The sequence below is a fragment of the Pseudomonas sp. P179 genome (assembly GCF_000478485.2).
GTDB classification, from domain to species: domain Bacteria; phylum Pseudomonadota; class Gammaproteobacteria; order Pseudomonadales; family Pseudomonadaceae; genus Pseudomonas; species Pseudomonas aeruginosa.
Genome location: NZ_KI517354.1, coordinates 5,198,177 through 5,216,546 on the forward strand (window position 1 = coordinate 5,198,177; position 18,370 = coordinate 5,216,546).

The 18,370-nt window shown below is 67.2% G+C and carries 19 protein-coding genes; 9 read left to right on the top strand and 10 right to left on the bottom strand.

What is annotated here, in order from left to right; genetic code table 11:
* Positions 1-2: 2 nt before the first annotated feature.
* The 4 genes from fliG to fliJ are packed head-to-tail and all read left to right on the top strand — an operon-like array spanning position 3 to position 3,629.
* Positions 3-1,019: a flagellar motor switch protein FliG gene (fliG, locus tag HMPREF1224_RS36255; protein WP_003082212.1), complete on the top strand. Its 1,017-nt coding sequence runs from the start codon at positions 3-5 to the stop codon at positions 1,017-1,019.
* A 1-nt stretch (position 1,020) separates the two neighbouring features.
* Positions 1,021-1,827, top strand: coding sequence for a flagellar assembly protein FliH (gene fliH / locus HMPREF1224_RS36260; protein WP_003082217.1), 807 nt, complete (start codon positions 1,021-1,023; stop codon positions 1,825-1,827).
* Entirely contained in the window at positions 1,817-3,172 is a 1,356-nt protein-coding gene (gene fliI, locus HMPREF1224_RS36265; protein ID WP_003086458.1) for a flagellar protein export ATPase FliI, read from the top strand. The genes fliH and fliI overlap by 11 nt, the downstream gene beginning before the upstream one ends.
* 13 nt (positions 3,173-3,185) lie before the next feature.
* Positions 3,186-3,629: a flagellar export protein FliJ gene (gene fliJ, locus HMPREF1224_RS36270; protein WP_003082220.1), complete on the top strand. Its 444-nt coding sequence runs from the start codon at positions 3,186-3,188 to the stop codon at positions 3,627-3,629.
* A gap of 4 nt (positions 3,630-3,633) precedes the next feature.
* Here fliJ and HMPREF1224_RS36275 read toward each other — a convergent pair whose 3' ends face one another.
* The 3 genes from HMPREF1224_RS36275 to HMPREF1224_RS36285 all read right to left on the bottom strand — a co-directional run bounded on the left by HMPREF1224_RS36275 (position 3,634) and on the right by HMPREF1224_RS36285 (position 7,016).
* Positions 3,634-4,347: a TorF family putative porin gene (locus HMPREF1224_RS36275; protein ID WP_003086461.1), complete on the bottom strand. Its 714-nt coding sequence runs from the start codon at positions 4,345-4,347 to the stop codon at positions 3,634-3,636.
* A 198-nt stretch (positions 4,348-4,545) separates the two neighbouring features.
* Positions 4,546-5,742: a diguanylate cyclase RoeA gene (roeA, locus tag HMPREF1224_RS36280; protein ID WP_003082226.1), complete on the bottom strand. Its 1,197-nt coding sequence runs from the start codon at positions 5,740-5,742 to the stop codon at positions 4,546-4,548.
* Positions 5,743-5,858: 116 nt separating this feature from the next.
* Positions 5,859-7,016, bottom strand: coding sequence for a multidrug effflux MFS transporter (locus HMPREF1224_RS36285; protein ID WP_003082230.1), 1,158 nt, complete (start codon positions 7,014-7,016; stop codon positions 5,859-5,861).
* An 89-nt stretch (positions 7,017-7,105) separates the two neighbouring features.
* Between HMPREF1224_RS36285 and HMPREF1224_RS36290 the strand changes: the two genes are divergently transcribed.
* A complete protein-coding gene (locus HMPREF1224_RS36290; protein ID WP_003082235.1) occupies positions 7,106-7,885 on the top strand; it encodes an AraC family transcriptional regulator in 780 nt (259 codons plus the stop codon).
* Positions 7,886-7,889: 4 nt separating this feature from the next.
* Here the strand turns inward: HMPREF1224_RS36290 and HMPREF1224_RS36295 are convergent, their stop codons facing one another.
* A complete protein-coding gene (locus HMPREF1224_RS36295) occupies positions 7,890-8,600 on the bottom strand; it encodes an rRNA pseudouridine synthase (RefSeq protein WP_003112501.1) in 711 nt (236 codons plus the stop codon).
* 112 nt (positions 8,601-8,712) lie between these two features.
* Between HMPREF1224_RS36295 and hcuA the strand changes: the two genes are divergently transcribed.
* Together hcuA and hcuB are read left to right on the top strand one after the other, a co-directional pair.
* Positions 8,713-9,336, top strand: a complete 624-nt coding sequence (hcuA, locus tag HMPREF1224_RS36300; protein WP_003082239.1) for a hydrophobic compound transporter HcuA — start codon at positions 8,713-8,715, stop codon at positions 9,334-9,336.
* Positions 9,337-9,428: 92 nt separating this feature from the next.
* Complete coding sequence (hcuB, locus tag HMPREF1224_RS36305) at positions 9,429-10,577, top strand: hydrophobic compound transporter HcuB (protein ID WP_003112500.1); 1,149 nt, start codon at positions 9,429-9,431, stop codon at positions 10,575-10,577.
* Positions 10,578-10,580: 3 nt separating this feature from the next.
* Here hcuB and HMPREF1224_RS36310 read toward each other — a convergent pair whose 3' ends face one another.
* Together HMPREF1224_RS36310 and HMPREF1224_RS36315 are read right to left on the bottom strand one after the other, a co-directional pair.
* On the bottom strand, positions 10,581-10,802 hold the full coding sequence (locus HMPREF1224_RS36310; protein ID WP_003082243.1) for a VF530 family protein: 222 nt from the start codon (positions 10,800-10,802) through the stop codon (positions 10,581-10,583).
* A gap of 100 nt (positions 10,803-10,902) precedes the next feature.
* Positions 10,903-11,094 (bottom strand): hypothetical protein, encoded by a 192-nt coding sequence (locus HMPREF1224_RS36315; RefSeq protein WP_003109112.1) that lies wholly within the window; start codon positions 11,092-11,094, stop codon positions 10,903-10,905.
* A gap of 472 nt (positions 11,095-11,566) precedes the next feature.
* On the opposite strand from HMPREF1224_RS36315, the gene hcuC reads away from it, so the two are divergent.
* Positions 11,567-13,333 (top strand): hydrophobic compound transporter HcuC, encoded by a 1,767-nt coding sequence (hcuC, locus tag HMPREF1224_RS36320; protein ID WP_010793910.1) that lies wholly within the window; start codon positions 11,567-11,569, stop codon positions 13,331-13,333.
* Between the two features lie 2 nt (positions 13,334-13,335).
* On the opposite strand, the gene HMPREF1224_RS36325 is transcribed toward hcuC, so the two are convergent.
* Both HMPREF1224_RS36325 and HMPREF1224_RS36330 read right to left on the bottom strand, forming a co-directional pair.
* Positions 13,336-13,671: a lysozyme inhibitor LprI family protein gene (locus HMPREF1224_RS36325; RefSeq protein WP_003112498.1), complete on the bottom strand. Its 336-nt coding sequence runs from the start codon at positions 13,669-13,671 to the stop codon at positions 13,336-13,338.
* A gap of 103 nt (positions 13,672-13,774) precedes the next feature.
* Positions 13,775-16,099 (bottom strand): LTA synthase family protein, encoded by a 2,325-nt coding sequence (locus HMPREF1224_RS36330; protein WP_010793911.1) that lies wholly within the window; start codon positions 16,097-16,099, stop codon positions 13,775-13,777.
* A 254-nt stretch (positions 16,100-16,353) separates the two neighbouring features.
* Between HMPREF1224_RS36330 and HMPREF1224_RS36335 the strand changes: the two genes are divergently transcribed.
* Positions 16,354-17,193 (top strand): CvfB family protein, encoded by an 840-nt coding sequence (locus HMPREF1224_RS36335; protein WP_003082250.1) that lies wholly within the window; start codon positions 16,354-16,356, stop codon positions 17,191-17,193.
* Between the two features lie 9 nt (positions 17,194-17,202).
* On the opposite strand, the gene HMPREF1224_RS36340 is transcribed toward HMPREF1224_RS36335, so the two are convergent.
* Positions 17,203-17,577 (bottom strand): hypothetical protein, encoded by a 375-nt coding sequence (locus HMPREF1224_RS36340; RefSeq protein WP_003082252.1) that lies wholly within the window; start codon positions 17,575-17,577, stop codon positions 17,203-17,205.
* Positions 17,578-17,683: 106 nt separating this feature from the next.
* A complete protein-coding gene (locus tag HMPREF1224_RS36345; RefSeq protein ID WP_003112496.1) occupies positions 17,684-18,238 on the bottom strand; it encodes a magnesium transporter in 555 nt (184 codons plus the stop codon).
* Positions 18,239-18,370 lie beyond the last annotated feature (132 nt).

Below are 18,370 nucleotides of genomic sequence, written 5' to 3' on the forward strand. Positions count from 1 at the left end.
CCATGAGTGAGAATCGTCTCGCCGCCAAACTGACCAAGGTCGACAAGGCCGCCATCCTGCTCCTGTCGCTCGGCGAGACCGACGCGGCGCAGGTGCTGCGGCACATGGGACCGAAAGAGGTGCAGCGGGTCGGCGTGGCCATGGCGTCGATGCGCAACGTGCATCGCGAACAGGTCGAGCAGGTGATGGGCGAGTTCGTCGAAGTGGTCGGCGACCAGACCAGCCTCGGCGTCGGTGCCGACGGCTACATCCGCAAGATGCTCACCCAGGCCCTCGGCGAGGACAAGGCCAACAACCTGATCGACCGCATCCTCCTCGGCGGCAGCACCAGCGGCCTGGACAGCCTGAAGTGGATGGAGCCGCGTGCCGTGGCCGACGTGATCCGTTACGAACACCCGCAGATCCAGGCCATCGTGGTCGCCTACCTCGATCCCGACCAGGCCGCCGAGGTGCTCAGCCATTTCGACCACAAGGTGCGCCTGGATATCGTCCTGCGCGTCTCCTCGCTGAACACCGTGCAGCCCTCGGCGCTGAAGGAACTCAACCTGATCCTGGAGAAGCAGTTCGCCGGCAATTCCAACGCCACCCGCACCACCATGGGCGGGGTCAAGCGCGCGGCGGACATCATGAACTACCTCGACAGCTCCATCGAAGGCCAGCTGATGGATTCGATCCGCGAGGTCGACGAAGACCTGTCCGGACAGATCGAGGACCTGATGTTCGTCTTCGACAACCTCGCCGACGTCGACGACCGCGGCATCCAGGCGCTGCTCCGGGAAGTCTCCTCGGACGTACTGGTGCTGGCGCTCAAGGGCTCCGACGAGGCGATCCGCGAGAAGGTCTTCAAGAACATGTCCAAGCGTGCCGCCGAGCTGCTGCGCGACGACCTGGAGGCCAAGGGGCCGGTACGGGTCAGCGAAGTGGAAGGTGCGCAGAAGGAAATCCTCACCATTGCCCGGCGCATGGCCGAGTCCGGCGATATCGTGCTGGGCGGCAAGGGTGGCGAGGAGATGATCTGAGGTGGTCCCCCACGACAAGGACAAAGACAATCCCAGCGAACTGATCCGCGGCAAGGACGTGGCGGCCTTCGGCCTCTGGTCGTTGCCGAGCTTCGACGAGCCGCGCGACGAGCCGGCCGTTGCCGCGCCGCAGGTGCCCGCGGTCGCCGAACCCGCGCCGGCGCCGCCGGCAGTGGAAGAGGTCGAGCTGGAGACCGTCAAGCCGCCGACGCTGGAGGAGATCGAGGCGATCCGCCAGGACGCCTACAACGAAGGCTTCGCCACCGGCGAGCGCGACGGTTTCCACGCCGGCCAGTTGAAGGCGCGGCAGGAAGCCGAGGAGGCGCTGAAGGAGCGTCTGCAAAGTCTCGAGCGTCTGATGACGCAGCTTCTGGAACCCATCGCCGAGCAGGACGCCCTGATCGAGCAGGGCATGGTCAACCTGGTCAACCACGTTGCCCGCCAAGTGATCCAGCGCGAACTGCACATGGACTCCAGCCATGTCCGCCAGGTCCTGCGCGAGGCTCTGAAGCTGCTGCCGATGGGCGCGGCGAACATCCGTATCCATGTCAACCCGCAGGACTTCGAGCGGGTCAAGGCGCTGCGCGAGCGCCACGAAGAGAGCTGGCGGATTCTCGAGGACGATTCGTTGCTGCCCGGCGGCTGCCGCATCGAGACCGAGCACAGTCGCATCGACGCGACCATCGAGACGCGCCTGGCGCAGGCAGTGAAGCAACTGTTCGAGCAACAGCGCGAACAGGCGACCCATCCGCTGGCCAGCGACATCCGGATCGACCTCGACGCCCCCGGAGACGTCGATGCGCCTTGAGCGAACCAGTTTCGCCAGGCGCCTGGAGGGCTACACCGAGGCTGTCTCGCTGCCGGCGCAGCCGGTGGTCGAGGGCCGCCTGCTGCGCATGGTCGGCCTGACCCTCGAAGCCGAAGGCTTGCAGGCCGCGGTCGGCAGCCGCTGCAACGTGATCAACGAAAGCGGCTACCACCCGGTGCAGGTGGAGGCCGAAGTGATGGGCTTTTCCGGTAGCAAGGTGTACCTGATGCCGGTCGGCAGCCTCGCCGGCATCGCGCCCGGCGCGCGGGTCGTGCCGCTGCCGGACACCGGGCGCCTGCCGATGGGCATGTCGATGCTCGGCCGCGTGCTCGACGGCGCCGGCCGCGCCCTCGACGGCAAGGGCGGGATGCGCGCCGAAGACTGGGTGCCGATGGACGGCCCGACGATCAACCCGCTCAAGCGCCACCCGATCAGCGAACCTCTCGACGTCGGCATCCGCTCGATCAATGGCCTGCTCACGGTCGGCCGCGGCCAGCGCCTCGGCCTGTTCGCCGGTACCGGGGTGGGCAAGTCGGTGCTGCTGGGGATGATGACCCGCTTCACCAGGGCCGACATCATCGTCGTCGGTCTGATCGGCGAGCGGGGCCGCGAGGTGAAGGAGTTCATCGACGAGATCCTCGGCGAGGAAGGCCTCAAGCGCTCCGTGGTGGTCGCCTCGCCGGCCGACGACGCGCCGCTGATGCGCCTGCGTGCCGCGCAATACTGCACGCGGATCGCCGAGTATTTCCGCGACAAGGGCAAGAACGTATTGCTGCTGATGGACTCGCTGACCCGCTACGCCCAGGCCCAGCGCGAGATCGCCCTGGCCATCGGCGAGCCACCGGCGACCAAGGGGTATCCGCCATCGGTGTTCGCCAAGCTGCCGAAGCTGGTGGAACGCGCCGGCAATGCCGAAGCCGGTGGCGGCTCGATCACCGCGTTCTACACCGTGCTCTCCGAGGGCGACGACCAGCAGGACCCGATCGCCGACGCCGCTCGCGGCGTGCTCGACGGGCACTTCGTATTGTCCCGGCGGCTGGCCGAGGAAGGCCACTATCCGGCCATCGATATCGAAGCTTCGATCAGCCGGGTGATGCCGCAGGTGGTCGAGGCCGAGCACCTGCGCGACGCCCAGCGCTTCAAGCAGCTCTGGTCGCGCTACCAGCAGAGTCGCGACCTGATCAGCGTCGGTGCCTACGTGGCCGGCGGCGATCCCGAGACCGACCTGGCCATCGCGCGCTTCCCGGTCATGCGCCAGTTCCTGCGCCAGGGCCTTGACGAAAGCGAAAGCCTGGCGGAAAGCCGTGCGCGGCTGGCGAGCCTGCTCGCCGGCGGGCAGGCCTGAGGCGCGCTGAGGCATGGAGAAGCGCGCGGCGCGGCTGGCGCCGGTGGTGGACATGGCCAGCAAGGCCGAGCGGGATGCCGCGACCCAGCTGGGCAGGTGCCAGCAGCAATTGCTCGCGGCACAGCAGAAGCTGGCGGAGCTGGAGCGCTACCGCAACGACTACCAGCAGCAATGGATCAGCCAGGGCCAGAAGGGCGTCAGCGGCCAGTGGCTGATGAACTACCAGCGCTTCCTCTCGCAACTGGAGACCGCCGTCGCCCAGCAGGCCAACAGCGTGACCTGGCACCGCGAGGCGGTGGACAAGGCGCGGCTCAACTGGCAGGAGAGATACGCCCGCCTGGAAGGGCTGCGCAAGCTGGTCGAGCGCTACCTGGAAGAGGCGCGCCAGGCCGAGGACAAGCGCGAGCAGAAACAGCTCGACGAACTCGCCCAGCGTACCCGCCGCCAGGACGACTGACGACTCAGAAGAACGGACGCGACGCCTTCAGCATGAATGTGGTGTCGCAGTAGCTGTTGTGTCCCGAGTAGGCGCTGCAATCGCTGCCGGTCAGGCTGGTGCCGCTGTAGGACAGGTTCAGGTCGATGCCCAGCCAGGGCCGCGAGAGGTTCACCGACCAGTCGTTGAAGACGCTCACGTAGCCCCCGCCGCTGAGGCTCGCCGGGTTGTCCAGGCGATGGTTGCCGTACTTCAGGGTGACGTCGAAACCGAACGGCGGGTTGACCCCGAGGTCGGCGAACAGGGTGGTGTCGTTGCGCCCCGGGTCGCTGCTCAGGGCCGCGCCGAGCCGGCTGCCGAAGATCGACAGGCCGCCGTAGAGTTCGGCTGCGTCGTTGGCCGGCTGCTCCGGGCGGCTGTAGCGGATCAGGCCCATTTCGTAGCCCAGGCGGTTGTTCAGCGGGCGCTTGAAGCCGGCGTAGGAGTCGATCTCGGTGGGCTTGCCGGGGTCGAGGTTGGAGGTCCAGTTGCCGATGTACCAGCCACTTTCGTGGCTTAGGTCGAGGCCGCCGTGGAAACTGCCGGAACTGCCCGGGGTGACCAGGCCCTGGGCCATGCTGCGGGTCGGACTGGTGGCCAGCTTGAGTTCGAAATCGCCCAGGTCGCGGGCCATCACCTGGGCCAGGGCCGAGGAACTGGCGAGCAGGGCACAGGTGAGCACGAGCAGGTGCTTGAGCATGGTTCTCCCCTGGTAATGCGGACAACGGCGCTGCGCCGGTCTTCCCGCACGACGCCAACGGCAAGGCCGCGGCATGGGGCCGGGCGAGGTCGGGCAGGTCGGAAGGGCAGGAAGAGCGGCGAGCTAGAGCGCCACGGACCATCTTAACCAAGGTTCGGGCGGCTGACCGACCGCTCGTCAGGGCCGGCCGATCAATTGTTACCGCAGGCTTTCCGCGAGGCTGGCCAGGCGAATCACTTCCACCCGGTTGCGACCGCTGCTCTTGGCCCGGTAGAGAGCCTGGTCGGCGGCGCTGTAGAGCTGCTCGTAGCTGGCCTGGCCGCCTCCGTCGAGGCTGGCCACGCCGAAGCTGGCGGTCAGGCAGAGCACGCCGTCCTGCGTCGCCAGCGGGGTACCTTCGAGGCGTTCGCGGAGTTTTTCCGCAAGGCTGCGAGCCTGCTGCTCGGCGGTGTCGGGCAGGAGCAGGAGGAATTCTTCCCCGCCCAGGCGCGCCACGCTGTCGCTGCTACGGGTATTGCCGCGCAGCAGGTTGGCGGCATGGCGGATGACCTCGTCGCCGAAGGGGTGCCCATAGCGGTCGTTGATGTACTTGAAGTGATCCAGGTCGACCATCAGCAGGCTCAGCGGCTGCGGTTGGCGAGCGATGCGCGCGAGCTCCATGAGCACCAACTGGTCGAACTCGCGACGATTGAACAGGCCGGTCAGGGGGTCGTGACCGGCCAGGTACTCCAACTGGCGATTCTTCTCCTCCAGCTCCTGCCGCTGCAACTCCAGCTTGCGTTGCTGGCGCAGGTTGCGCACGTGGCCGTGCCAGAGGATCAGCGACAGCAGCAGGCCGAGGCCGAACGCGGTGAGGCCGTTGGCCTGGTTCGACAGGCGCAGTTGCGGGTCGGCCTGGGCGTGGTCCATCGCCACCTCGAAGGCCAGCATCGCCAGACCGTAGAAGGGCACCGCGTAGGCCGGGCGGATCAGGATGAACATGGCGCAGGCGAAACAGGCCAGCAGCAGCGGCGTGATGTTGCTGGTGATGCGCTGGTCGATGCAGGCGATGGCGACGCCGAAGCCTATGATCCCTGCGCCGCCCAGCAGGATCAGCAGGCGCATGCGCCACAGCTTGGGCGGCTGGCGGCGCAGCCATAGCGCGAGCAGGCCGATGCCGCCGAAGAGCAGGGCCATGGCGCCATGGGCGTACATGATTTCCTGGCGCCAGAGCTGATGGCCGAGGTCCGGGCGGAAGTCCTTGAGGGAAAACACCAGGATGTGGATCAGGTTGAAGGGGACGGTCAGCAGCGCGAGGTGGGTCAGACGCGAGAGATTCTCCAGGGCGATGGGAAGGGCCAGGGACGAATTCACCTCGATGGCGTGCTGGATCGATTCGAGCGTCGTTCTGGCCACGTTCTGCGGGTCCGCATGGGCGCTGTGCCATCACAGCATAGCAGCGTCGCGACGGCCGCCCTATCCGGCTTTCCGGGCCGGTCGTCCGGTTTGCACGGGCGTACCTGGCGCCGCTTTCATTCCGGCAGCCGCCTGGCCAGCAGCAGTGCGACCAGGCCCAGCAGGCTCCAGTACGCGGCCAGCGGCCAGGGACGGTCGAACGGTAGCAGGGTGGACGCGCCCAGTCCGAGGCCGATCAGCAGGTAGTAGGCGAGCCCGAACAGGGCTCCGGCGCGTCCCCGGCAATCGTCGTAGGCGTGCAGCGCCGGACCCAGCAGGTTGGGAATCGCCACGCCGAAGCCGATGAAGATCGGCAGGGCTGGCAGCGCCCAGTACAGGCCTTCGGCGTATCCGACGGCGGCCAACAGCGTCTGCGCTGTCGCGCCGGCGGCCGCCAGCGCTAGGCCCAGGCGTACCCGGCGAGCGCTGTTCCAGGTGCGCGGCAGGCGTCGGTTGAGCAAGGCGCCGAGGCTCCCGGCAATGGCGATGGCCAGGCCGATCCAGCCGAAGCCCAGGCCGGGCAGGTCGCCGACCATGAACGGCCCGGCGGCGTAGAAGGAGAACACCAGCACATTGAGCACCGCCACCAGCAGTGCGCGCGTTTGTAGCGGGCGGTCGGCCAGGACCCGTCGGAAGATCGCCAGGGTCGCGGGCTCGGGCGTGCCCGCCAGCAGCGGACGGGTTTCCGGCCAGGCCGGGACGACCAGCGCCGCCAGCGAGGCGAGCAGCACCGCCAGGGTGGCGAACACCGCCGGGTGCCCGCCGAGGTCGGCCAGCCACTGGCCGCCGAGGGGGCCGACTGCCGGCGACCAGGCCAGCACCGCGCCGAGCGTGACGAAATAGCTCATCAACGCCGGGCCTTGCAGCACATCGCGCAGGCTGGCCTGCACCGTCACCGAGCAGGTCGCCAGGCCGAGGCCCTGGACCAGGCGACAGGCAAGCAGGTAGGAATAGTCGGTACTGGCCCAGGCACCGAAGGTCGCCAGGGCCGCCAGGCCGAGCCCGCCGAGCAGAGCCGGGCGCCGGCCGAGGCGGTCGGCCAGCCAGCCCCAGAGCCAGATGCCGGGGGCGAAACCGACGAAGAACAGCGCCATGGTCCACTGGCTGGTAGCGTCGTCCAGTCGCCAGTGGCTGGCCAGGGCCGGCAGCGCGGGGGAAAGGATGGTTTCGGCGACTTGCGGCAGGGCTAGCAGGGCGAGCACCAGCAGCAGGGGAGGGCGAGGACGGTCAGGCATGATGGCTCCGGAAAAAAGAGCCAAGCCTAGGCCGCCTGCGCCTGGCAGAATGCTGCGGTCAGGACGGAAAACATCGCGAAGAGGACAAGGTGCCGCGCTATCCCTACGAACGGGTCGAGGATCCCGATCTCGCCCGCTGCCCGGTGGTCGGCCTCGAGGTCGACAGCACCGGCCACCGCAGCGACTGGCATTGCCACCGGCGCGCGCAGTTGCTGTACATGGCGGCCGGTAGCGTCACGCTGTATTTCGCCGAGCGCATTTGCCAATTGACGCCGCTCCAGGCCGCCTGGCTGCCGGCCGGCGTGCCGCATCGCACGGTCCTGCACGGGCGCTTCGCCTACCGTAGCCTGTACTTCGAACCCTCGGCGTTCGCCGAGCTGCCGGACAGCGTCCAGGTCCTCGAAGTCGGGCCGCTAATGCGCGAACTGATCCTGCGCATGACCGGCTGGGCAGCCGACTTGCAATTGGAAGGGCCGCACCTGACGCTGTTGCGCGCACTGTTCGATGAACTGGCGAGCGCGCCGGCACACGCCGCGAGCCTGCCGATGCCGCGCGATGCGCGGGCGCTGAAGGTGGCTGAGGCGCTGCTGGCGCAACCCGCGCTGGACTGGAGCATCGAGGCATGGGGACGTGAGGTCGGCGCCAGCGGGCGGACCCTGGCGCGTCTGTTCACCGAGCAGACCGGCCTGGGTTTCTCCCGCTGGCGAACCCAGGCGCGCTTGTTCGAAGCGCGGAGGCGCCTGGCCGAAGGCCGCTCGGTGACCGAGGTCGCCCACGCCCTGGGCTACGCCAGCGACAGCGCGTTCATCGCCATGTACCGGCGGGTCTGCGGGCAGTCGCCGGGGCGCGCCCTGCGTGGCCTCGAATGAGCGCTCAGAAGCGTTCGTGGAGGCCGAGGTAGCGCCATTCGCCGAGCGGTAGCCTGGCCAGCGACAGCGCGCCGATGCGCAGGCGGCGGATGCTCCGCACTTCCAGCCCCTCCCTTTCGCACATGAAGCGCAACTGGCCGGGCAGCACGTCTTTGAGGGCGAAGCGCAGGTGGCTTTCGTTCTGCCAACTGACCTTGCACGGCGATAGCCTGCGGCCCTGGTAGGCGAGGCCGTGGCGCAGGCGCTCGAGGCCGCCGGCGGCCAGGTCGCCGGCGACCTCGACCAGGTATTCCTGCTCCAGCCGTGCACCGTCGTCCACCAGCTTGCGCAGTACGCCGTGCTGCTGGCTGAACACCACCAGCCCCGAAGCCTCGCTGTCCAGCGCAAGGGTGGGACGCTGGCGGGCGAAGTGTTTTTTCAGCGCTCGCAAGGGACTGGGGTCATCGCTCCAGCGCCGCCCCGCAGCGAGCAGGCCTTCGAAATCGTCGTGGCGCCAGCCGGCCGGCTTGTGCAACAGCAGGGTGGCCGGTTCGATCGTTTCCGCGCGGGCGCCCGGCAGCAGCTCCACGCGCTGGTCGAGCACCTTGAACTGTGGCTCCTCGATCACTTCGCCGTCGACGCTGACCCAGCCGCCCTCGATGTACAGCTCGGCTTCGCGGCGCGAGCAGGCGGTGAGTTCGGCGAGGCGTTTGGACAGGCGGATCGGGTCGGTCATGGCGAGGCTACTGGAATGAAAGACCGCCAGTTTACTCGTTGTGGCGATGGGCGCCGAGGAATGATTCGGCGCCCGCTCGGTCCCAACTTAAGGAACCGGAGAGGAGACCCTCATGCAGTCACGCCTGATCGATGGCCTGGAATGGGACCTGGACGAGGATGGCAGCGGCGGCCTGTGCAACGTCCATGGCGACAAGGTCCATCTGCGCCAGGGCGACATGGACGGCGCCTGCGGGCCCTACTGCCTGGTCATGGCGATGCTGGTCCGCGGCCAACTGCGCCGGCGCCAGGCCAAGGGCCTGGAGCGGGTCGACAGTCGCAGTCGCTACGGGCGCCTGATGAAGGCGCTGGACCAGCACGGCCCGCTGCTGCGCGTCGGCACCACCGGCGTCGACCTGCTGGAGCTGCTGGCCGAGATCAACGATACCGAGCATTTCGCCCTCAAGGGCGAGGGGCGCAGGTTGGTCCGGCACACCCGCGAATACCTGGAGGCCGGCTTTCCGGTAGTGCTCGGTTTCCACGGCCGCAAGGGCAGCGATATCCGCCACTGGGGCCTGGCCATCGGCATGAGCGAGCGCGCCTTCCTGCTCCTCGACCCGGCCCACGACCTGCCGCGCGGGCAGGCCTGGAACGCGGTGATCACCAGCGAGGCGCACGGTTCCCGGTTCGGCTATCGCTATATCAATGCCAAGGGCACCTGGGCGGTGACCCTCAAGGAAATGGTCGCCTTGCTTTGAGGGGCGGGTTTGTTACAGCCTGTGTGCGGACTGCCAGGCGCGGCGGATCTGCGACTAGAGTGGTGTTTTTCGCTTGGGGAAGGAGAGAACGCATGCCGGGCCTGTCTTTGAATGCCATCCTGCTGAGCGCCGTCGCGCTGCTCGCTCCGTCGGTCGAGGCGGTGGACGCCGGTCGCCACGACAGCGAGCTGGGCGCCGTCGAGGTCACCCCGGTGGTTGGTGGTCTGGCCTATCCCTGGGCCGTCGCCTTCCTGCCGGACAACCAGGGCATATTGGTCACCGAGCGGCCCGGCAGCTTGCGTTTCGTCAGTCCCGAGGGACAGTTGTCGGCGCCGCTGGAAGGCGTACCCAGGGTCTTCGCCAGCGGCCAGGGGGGACTGCTCGACGTCGCCTTGTCGCCGGGGTTCGCCGAGGACCGGCTGGTCTACCTGACCTATGCCGAGGCCGGCGAGGACGGCCGCGCCGGAACGGCGGCGGGACGTGGCCGGTTATCGGCGGACAAGCGACGGCTGGAGGGCTTCCACGTGATCTTCCGGCAGTTGCCGAAGCTTTCCAGCGGCCATCACTTCGGCTCGCGCCTGGTCTTCGACGGCAAGGGCCACCTGTTCATCGCCCTCGGCGAGAACAACCAGCGCAGCACCTCGCAGGACCTGGACAAGTTGCAGGGCAAGATCGTCCGCCTGTATCCGGACGGCGGCGTTCCCAAGGACAATCCCTTCGTCGGCCGTGCCGACGCGCGGCCCGAGATCTGGAGCTATGGCCACCGCAACCAGCAGGGCGCCGCGCTGAATCCCTGGACCGGCCGGCTCTGGACCCACGAGCACGGCCCGCGCGGCGGCGACGAGATCAACATACCCCAGGCCGGCGGGAACTACGGCTGGCCGCTGGCGACCCATGGAATCAACTACACCCTGCTGCCGATCCCCGAAGCCAGGGGCAAGGCCGTCGAAGGTACCGAGGCGCCGCACCATGTCTGGGAGAAGTCGCCGGCGATCAGCGGCATGGCGTTCTACGATGCGCAGCGCTTCCCGGCCTGGCAGCATAATTTGTTCATCGGCGCGCTGGCGACGCAGGAACTGATCCGCCTGCAACTGGATGGCGACCGGATCGTCCACGAAGAGCGCCTGCTGGGCGATCTCGGGGTGCGCATCCGCGACGTGCGGCAGGGCCCGGACGGCTATCTCTACCTGCTCACCGACCAGAAGGACGGGCAATTGCTGCGCCTGGGGTTGGCGCGCTAGCCTTCAGCCTTGGTTGCGCTTGAGCTGGACGTAGAGCGCCTCGACCTTTTCCCGGGCCCAGGGCGTCTTGCGCAGGAAGGCGAGGCTGGACTTGATGCTCGGGTCGTTCCTGAAACAACGAATGTCGACCCGTTTGCCAAGCTCCGCCCAGCCGTGGTGGGCGACCAGTTCGGTGAGCAGTTTTTCCAGGGTGACGCCGTGCAGTGGATCGGGATGGCCAGGCATGAAGGGCTCGGGATTCAGGCAATGAAAAAGGGGATGGAGCGTGGCACATCTGCGTGCCGGCCTGCCATCCCCTTCGTAGTCCCCGGCGAGGGGCGGGCGATCAGCGCTTCTTGCTGATGGTGATCTGCCGCGACGGGCCGTAGACCTGGCCGCTGACGCCCTTGGCGATCTTCTGGATCTCGCCGCCGGCCTGGAGGAAGGCGGCGACCTGCGCTTCGATGGACTCGCGGGTTTCGACCGCGGGAGCCGGCTTGGCGGCTTTCGGCGCGACGGTTTTCTTCATGATGGCCATATCCGGGGACCTGTCTCTGCATTAAATATGGCCGTTCATTATAACCGAAGCGGCGTTTTATTTCATCTTGAATATTGTCGATCAGATTTCGGACGTAACCTGCTGTTTTCTATAAAGTCCGTTAGGCAATACCCGAGCGAGGCGCTGCGGCATTGGCGATCCGGCGGTGAACTGCTCGAGGTCTCCGCGGCTGGATGTTCCGCCGACCCCGGGCGACGCAGGATACCGCCAGGTGGATAACTCCCTTCGCGCATCCCGGCATGAATTCCAATGTTTGCATTAGTTGATGCGAGAAAGTTCTCCGGGCCTCTATCTCACCTATATCGAGAATAATGAAAAGTTCACGATTAGTTATCGGCTAAGTTGCCCGGATATATACGTCGATATCATCGCGCTGCCGGCCGGGGCATGCATCGCCTCGCTGCGTTCCCGGTGCTAACCTGCGGAACCCCAGCCGCCGAGCGAGCGCCGCATGCCAGCCATTCTCTCCTCCCGCCAACGTATCGCCCTGCGCCTGGCCTGGCGCTTCATGGCGCCTTACCGCTGGCGCATGCTCGGGGCCCTGGTGGCGTTGCTGTTCACCGCGGCGATCACCCTGTCCCTGGGCCAGGGCATCCGCCTGCTGGTGGACCAGGGGTTCCTCACCGCCTCGCCCGAATTGCTCAATCGCTACATCCTGCTGTTCTTCGTGCTGGTGCTCGGCCTGGCCGTGGGCACCTTCGTGCGCTTCTACCTGGTGTCCTGGATCGGCGAGCGCTTCGTCGCCGATATCCGCAAGCGCGTGTTCGACCACCTGATCGAGTTGCATCCCGGTTTCTACGAAACCAACCGTAGCTCCGAGATCCAGTCGCGCCTGACCGCCGACACTACGCTGCTGCAGACGGTGATCGGTTCCTCGCTGTCGATGGCCCTGCGCAATGCCCTGATGCTGGTCGGCGGGGTGCTGCTGATGTTCGTCACCAACGCCAAGCTGACCAGCATCGTGGTGCTGGCGTTGCCGCTGGTGATCGCCCCGATCCTGCTGTTCGGCCGCCGCGTGCGCAGCCTGTCGCGGGAAAGCCAGGACCGGGTGGCCGACGTCGGCAGCTACGTCGGCGAAACCCTCGGCCAGATCAAGACCGTGCAGGCCTACAACCACCAGGTGCAGGATCGCCAGCGCTTCGCCGGCACCGTCGAACGCGCCTTCGACACCGCGCGCAAGCGCATCGCCCAGCGCGCCTGGCTGATCACCGTGGTGATCGTGCTGGTGCTCGGCGCAGTCGGCATCATGCTCTGGGTCGGCGGCCGCGACGTGATCGCCGGCAGCATCTCGGCCGGCGAACTGGCCGCGTTCGTCTTCTACAGCCTGATCGTCGGCATGGCCTTCGGCACCCTCAGCGAGGTGATCGGCGAATTGCAGCGCGCTGCCGGCGCCGCAGAGCGCATCGCCGAGCTGCTCAGGGCGCGCAGCGAGATCCGCCCGCCAGCGCAACCACGCAAGCTGGCGGCGCGGGTGAGCGGGAGGATCGAATTGCAGGCGGTGCGCTTCGCCTATCCGACCCGTCCCGAACACTGGGCCATCGACGACATCAGCCTGGCCGTCGAACCGGGGGAAACCCTGGCCCTGGTCGGACCTTCCGGTGCCGGCAAGTCGACCCTGTTCGATCTGCTCCTGCGTTTCTTCGATCCGCAGCAGGGACGGCTGCTGCTGGACGGACAGCCGATCGTCGAACTGGACCCGGCCGACTTGCGCCGCAGCTTTGCCCTGGTGTCGCAGAACCCCGCGCTGTTCTTCGGCAGCGTCGAGGAAAACATCCGCTACGGCCGTCCGCATGCCAGCGCCGCCGAGGTCGAGGCCGCAGCGCGTGCCGCGCATGCCCACGAGTTCATCCTGGGTCTGCCGCAGGGCTACGCCACCCACCTGGGCGAGGGCGGCATCGGCCTGTCCGGCGGCCAGCGCCAGCGCCTGGCGATCGCCCGGGCGTTGCTGGTAGACGCGCCGGTGCTGCTGCTCGACGAGGCGACCAGCGCCCTGGATGCGGAAAGCGAGCACCTGATCCAGCAGGCCCTGCCAGGCCTGATGAGCGGACGTACCACCCTGGTGATCGCCCATCGCCTGGCCACGGTACAGAGCGCCGACCGCATCGCGGTGATCGACCAGGGGCGGCTGGTGGCCATTGGTAGCCATGCCCGGCTGATCGCCGAGAACCCGCTCTATGCGCGCCTGGCGGAACTGCAGTTCGCTGCCGGCGGACGCTAGCTTCAGAGCGGCTTGTCGATGCCCGCGTACTGCTTGTCCAGCTCGTCGATACGCTGCGCGTAGGCGCGGGAGAGGCAGTCGGTGTCGCCACCGCAGCGCCGGCGCTCGCGCAGCCAGTCCTGCTGCCGGTCCTGCATGGCGCCGCGGCCGCCCATGGCGAACAGGCCGCGGAGGAAGCGGTACTTGACGCTCATCTCGACGTCCTTGTCGTTCAGCGCCCGGTTCGCGCAGATGGCCTTTTCGTCCGCTCGCTCAGCCTTTTCGCAATCGAAGCTGGCCGCTTCGGCCAGGGGCGCCAGCAGGAGTCCGCCGAGGGCGAGGAATGCCAGGTGCTTCATGCCGTTCTCCGTTTCGCCTGGTTGCTTGCGAATCTTCGACGCCCGCGACGGCGCTGGGTTCAGCGGGGAGCGCGCGGCGGCCGGGCGGGCCGCTCCGGCGCGGTCAGTGCGAAAGGATCAGGGCCTTCTGCTCGGGGATGACGGTGCGCTCCCGAGGGGCGTCCGCGCGTTCCGCTTCCTCGGTTTCGGGGCGGTTGGCGAACAGGCTTTTCAGGGTGCTCAGCAGCGGCTGTTCCTTCGCCGCTTCGGCGACCTGGCTGCGGCTTTCCACGGGTTCCGGGTTGGCCGCCGTGACCACGTGGAAGTCGCTGATCTCGATGATCCCGCGGCCCTCGGCGAGCAAGTGGAAGGAGAAGGCCTTGCGCGCTTCCGGGTTGTCGAAGGTGAAGCTCATGTCCAGCGGCTTGCCTTTGAGCAGGCGCGGGATGTCCGGTACCGGTATGGGAACGTCGCGTTCGAACTCCTTGGTCTTCAGCGTCACCCGGGCGCCGTTGCGGTCCATCTGCAAGGCGCGGATCTTCAGGGTGACCGTGGTCCTGCTGTTCTTCGGCATCTCCAGGTATTGCGCGCCGATCAGGTTGTCGGTCCAGTCGTTGTGGGTTTCCGGCTTCAGGCGGATGCGTTCGTGGGTGGCGAACTGGAACTCCTGGCCCAACTGGCCGGCCTGTTGCACGGAGTGGTCGAGGACGGCGGCGCGCTGGCTGACCAGGCGTGCCTGGCGTCCGCTGAAGCGACCGAGGAACTCGGCTTCGTCGGCGATGAAGCCCTCGCTGCGGTAGCGCCGGCAGACCTGCTGGAAATCGCACTCGACGAAGGTGGCCTTGCCGTCGTGGTGGCGCAGCATGCCGTTGGTGTAGGACATCATTTCGCGACCGCTGGCGTAGTCGCGGAACAGCGAGCGCCCGGAAATCCCCGCCGGCACGCGGTAGCCGAAATAGTCGAGGACGGACGCGGCGAGGTCGACGTGGCCGTAGACGCCGCTCTTGATCGGCGGCAGCGCCGCCTGTTCCGGTGCCAGCACCAGGTTGAAGCCCCAGGCCGAGGCGAGGCGCACCTGGTCGACACCGTGGGATTCGTCGGAAGTGAGCACCACCAGGGTGTCGCGCAACACGCCCTGTTTCTCCAGGTCGGCGAGGAAGGCGCCGATCGCGTCGTCGAGATAGGCCACCGCGGCCTGCTTGGCGTTCGGGTAGAGGGCCAGGTAGTCGGCAGGCGCCGAGTAGGGCTGGTGGGTGCCGACGGTGAGCAGGGTCAGCATCCAGGGTTTCTTCTGCTGGCGCAGCTGCTTCACGTAGGTCGCGGCGCCCTCGAAGAAGGCCTTGTCGTCCATGCCCCAGGGAAACTCCAGGTAGGACGTGTTGCGGAACCAGTCGCGCCCGAGGGTCTTGTCGAAGCCCATCTGCGGCATGACCTTGTCCTTGGCCATGAAGCGCAGGCCGGCACCCTGCAGGAAGTGCGTGCTGAAACCGTGCTGGCGCAGCTGGGCGGGCAAGCACTCCCTAGCCCGGGCCGGGTTGTTCAGCAGCTCGACGCCCTTCGGCGTGCCCGAGTCGAGCTTGCTGTAGTCGCCGCAGAGCATGGCGTAGAGGCCGCGGATGGTCTGGTGGCTGTGCAGCACGTAGTCCGGGGTGGTCATCGCCCGTTCGGCCCAGCCACTCAGCCTGGGCATCGGCGCTTCGTGGTAGCTGCTGTTGATGGCGGCGCGGTTGGCGGCGATATACGCGCCGGGGATTCCCTCCATGGCCACGATCAGGACGTTGCGCGCGCGCCCTCCGCCGGCCAGCAGCGGCGTTCCGGAAAGGTCGAGCTGGTTGAGCCCGGCGACGTCCGGCGGGGTGTCCGGACGGTCGTCGGCGAGCCAGTCTTCGACCGCCAGTTGGCCACTGCTGAGCGCGCTGGCCAGCAGCTTGTGCGGCAGGTTGTACTGCTGCCATTGGTCGGCATCGCTCGGACGCAGGTATTGCAGGCCGACATGCGCCGCCAGGAACGCCGCCGGCAGCGCGTAGGCATAGCGCGGCAGGCGCGGACCGCGGCGACGCCAGAGCAGCACGCAAAGCAATGTCGCGCCACCGAGGCCGAGCGCCAGTGGCAGGTGGGCGAGGCCGCCGCCCTGGGTGGAGCTGCTGACGAACTGCGGATCCAGCAGGTACTTGAGGTCGGAAGGTTCCGGCATGCGCCCGACCGCGCCGACCAGTTCGGCATTGCCGATCAGGAACAGGCACCAGAGCAGCATGACCGGGAGCGCGAACCACAGGGAGCGTCGATGCAGGAGCAGCACCAGCAGGCTGCCGAGGGCCAGGTCCGAGAGATAGCCGAACGGCGTCGACCAGCCGAGCCAGTAGCGGCCGGCGAGGGGAACGACCAGGAACAGCGCGGCCAGCGCCAGAAGCGAGCCGCAAGATGAGAGCCAACGGCTGAGTGGACGCACAGGAACTCCTGATGAGCGGCAGCGAGAATCCTTGATAAGGATGTTCCAAAAAAGTCTTTAGGGTTCACGATTTTGAAACATCGTTGTGCTTACTGCCAGTAGACAGTCGGCATTTGGGAAATGTCCGCGTGGTTCAGGATGTTTCGGCGCGAATGGCCGGCAAGGCGATGAGCGGCGTCGGCGTACCGGCAAAAACTTCCGCCCGCATGCGTGGCGCCCGGTAGAATGCCGCCCCTTCGACAGGGGGAGACAACATGGCGGTCATCGGGCGTTTCAATTCACTGCAGGTGGTCAAGCACACGGAGTTCGGGCTCTATCTCGACGGTACCCAGCACGGCGAGATCCTCCTGCCCAAGCGCTATGTGCCGAAGGACCAGCCCAGCGAAGTGGGCGACTGGCTCAACGTGTTCATCTACCTGGACAGCGACGACCGCCTGATCGCCACCACTCAGACGCCCAAGGTCCAGGTCGGCGGTTTCGCCAGCCTGAAGGTCGTGGAGATCAACCGGATCGGCCTGTTCCTCGACTGGGGCCTGCCCAAGGACCTGCTGCTGCCGCATTCGGAAGAAAAGCGTCCGTTGCAGGTCGGCGACTACTGCGTGGTCTACGTCTACCTGGACAAGCGCACCAACCGCATCACCGCCACCGCACGCCTGGACCGCCAGTTGGACAACCTGCCGCCACGCTACAGCGTCGGCCAGGCGGTCGACCTGCTGGTGGTGGAGCGTACCGAGATGGGCTTCAAGGCGATCATCGAGGGCAAGCACTGGGGCCTGATCCACAAGAACGAGGCGTTCAAGTTCCTCCGCAGCGGCATGCGCGAACAGGGCTACATCAAGGAATTGCGCGCGGACGGCAAGATCGCCCTTAGCCTGCAGCCGGTCGGCGCCGAGGCCGCCGTCGAGCTGAGCCAGCAGATTCTCGCCCGGCTGCTGGAGGCCGGCGGCAGCCTGCCGCTCAGCGACAAGAGTTCGCCGGAAGATATCCACCGGCTCTTCGGGGTCAGCAAGGGGACCTTCAAGAAGGCCATCGGCGGCCTCTACAAGAAAGGCCTGATCCTGATCCACCCGGAACGCATCGAACTGCCGCGCTGAGGTTTCCGCTCAGGGCTGGAGGAACGGGGCGAAGTCCAGGCCAGCGCCGCCGGGGCGGACGTCGCGCAGGCGCTTGCCGGGGTCCGCGCTCAGCTCCAGGCTGAGGGTCGGCCGGCGGGCGTTCTTGTCGCGCAGTTCCAGGCTGTCCTGCTGCTGGCGAAGGAAACCGGTGGGCACCTTCAGGTGCTCCACTGCATCGCCGGCCGGGTTCGCCAGCAGCAGGTTGAGGAACTTGCCGGCCTTCAGTTGGCTGAGCGGAATATCGAACCACCAGACGTTCTTGCTCTTGTTGAAGCGGGCGAGCAGGGTGTTGCCGGCATCCAGCACGGACATGCCCAAGGCCTGGTTGAGCTGTGCGATGGCTGCCGCTTTATCGAGTTTCATGGAGTTTCCTGACGGGCCGCGCCGGCCGGGATGGCGGGCGGGTAGCCGGATATTCTAGCAGCCGGAGGGACGCCGCAGGACCTGCGCGGTGCGCAGGCCCCGCCGCTCAGACCATCCGCCGGAACTGCCGCCAGCGTTGCTGCCAGCCCAGCAGCAGCGGAGAGACCGCGGGGCCGGTGCCGGCGTCCTGCAGGCGCGGGTGGTGGCTGACCACGTTGACCAGGATCGGCTCCTGGGCGTTCTTCACATCGACGAAGAACAGGTGCTGCCCCTGGTGCAGGCGTTCTTCGAAGGGACGGAAGGCGCGGTTGGTGCGCTGCAGGCCGAAGAAGCTGCCTTCCCACAGGCAGAACGCGCAGAGCATGGCGCCGAGGAATATCACCGGAATCCAGCCGGCGGCGGTTTCCGTCCAGCCGCTGGCATAGGCGAAGGCCACGGCGACGATGGCCAGGACGAGGCCGACCAGCAGGCCGACACGGCCGGAGCGGACCACATCCTTCTTCATGAACGGAGAGACTTCGTGCAGATGGCGCTGGCCGGTCTCCGCGTCCTTTTCGCTGAGGACGTGGATCTGCTCGGTGGCGATGCCGCTGGCTTCCAGTTCGGCTTCGAGCCGTTCCAGCTCGTCGAGGTTGTCGCTGATGTAGTAATGCCGGTTCATGGCATGCCTCCCATCGTCTGACGGCCTGTTCCTTGGGCGAACAGGCAAAGGTCGATACCCCCTGTCGGTGAATCCCGGAGCACCCGCAAGCGGCAGGTCGGCCGGGATTGTCGGTTTCTTGCGCAGCATTCA

What these genes read in the sequence shown, in the direction of transcription:
- fliG (WP_003082212.1), top strand. Translation starts at nt 3, where the DNA reads ATGAGTGAGAATCGTCTCGCCGCCAAACTGACCAAGGTCGACAAGGCC.
- fliI (WP_003086458.1), top strand. Translation starts at nt 1,817, where the DNA reads ATGCGCCTTGAGCGAACCAGTTTCGCCAGGCGCCTGGAGGGCTACACC.
- fliJ (WP_003082220.1), top strand. Translation starts at nt 3,186, where the DNA reads ATGGAGAAGCGCGCGGCGCGGCTGGCGCCGGTGGTGGACATGGCCAGC.
- HMPREF1224_RS36275 (WP_003086461.1), bottom strand. Translation starts at nt 4,347, where the DNA reads ATGCTCAAGCACCTGCTCGTGCTCACCTGTGCCCTGCTCGCCAGTTCC.
- HMPREF1224_RS36285 (WP_003082230.1), bottom strand. Translation starts at nt 7,016, where the DNA reads ATGCCTGACCGTCCTCGCCCTCCCCTGCTGCTGGTGCTCGCCCTGCTA.
- HMPREF1224_RS36295 (WP_003112501.1), bottom strand. Translation starts at nt 8,600, where the DNA reads ATGACCGACCCGATCCGCCTGTCCAAACGCCTCGCCGAACTCACCGCC.
- hcuA (WP_003082239.1), top strand. Translation starts at nt 8,713, where the DNA reads ATGCAGTCACGCCTGATCGATGGCCTGGAATGGGACCTGGACGAGGAT.
- hcuB (WP_003112500.1), top strand. Translation starts at nt 9,429, where the DNA reads ATGCCGGGCCTGTCTTTGAATGCCATCCTGCTGAGCGCCGTCGCGCTG.
- HMPREF1224_RS36310 (WP_003082243.1), bottom strand. Translation starts at nt 10,802, where the DNA reads ATGCCTGGCCATCCCGATCCACTGCACGGCGTCACCCTGGAAAAACTG.
- HMPREF1224_RS36315 (WP_003109112.1), bottom strand. Translation starts at nt 11,094, where the DNA reads ATGGCCATCATGAAGAAAACCGTCGCGCCGAAAGCCGCCAAGCCGGCT.
- hcuC (WP_010793910.1), top strand. Translation starts at nt 11,567, where the DNA reads ATGCCAGCCATTCTCTCCTCCCGCCAACGTATCGCCCTGCGCCTGGCC.
- HMPREF1224_RS36325 (WP_003112498.1), bottom strand. Translation starts at nt 13,671, where the DNA reads ATGAAGCACCTGGCATTCCTCGCCCTCGGCGGACTCCTGCTGGCGCCC.
- HMPREF1224_RS36335 (WP_003082250.1), top strand. Translation starts at nt 16,354, where the DNA reads ATGGCGGTCATCGGGCGTTTCAATTCACTGCAGGTGGTCAAGCACACG.
- HMPREF1224_RS36340 (WP_003082252.1), bottom strand. Translation starts at nt 17,577, where the DNA reads ATGAAACTCGATAAAGCGGCAGCCATCGCACAGCTCAACCAGGCCTTG.
- HMPREF1224_RS36345 (WP_003112496.1), bottom strand. Translation starts at nt 18,238, where the DNA reads ATGAACCGGCATTACTACATCAGCGACAACCTCGACGAGCTGGAACGG.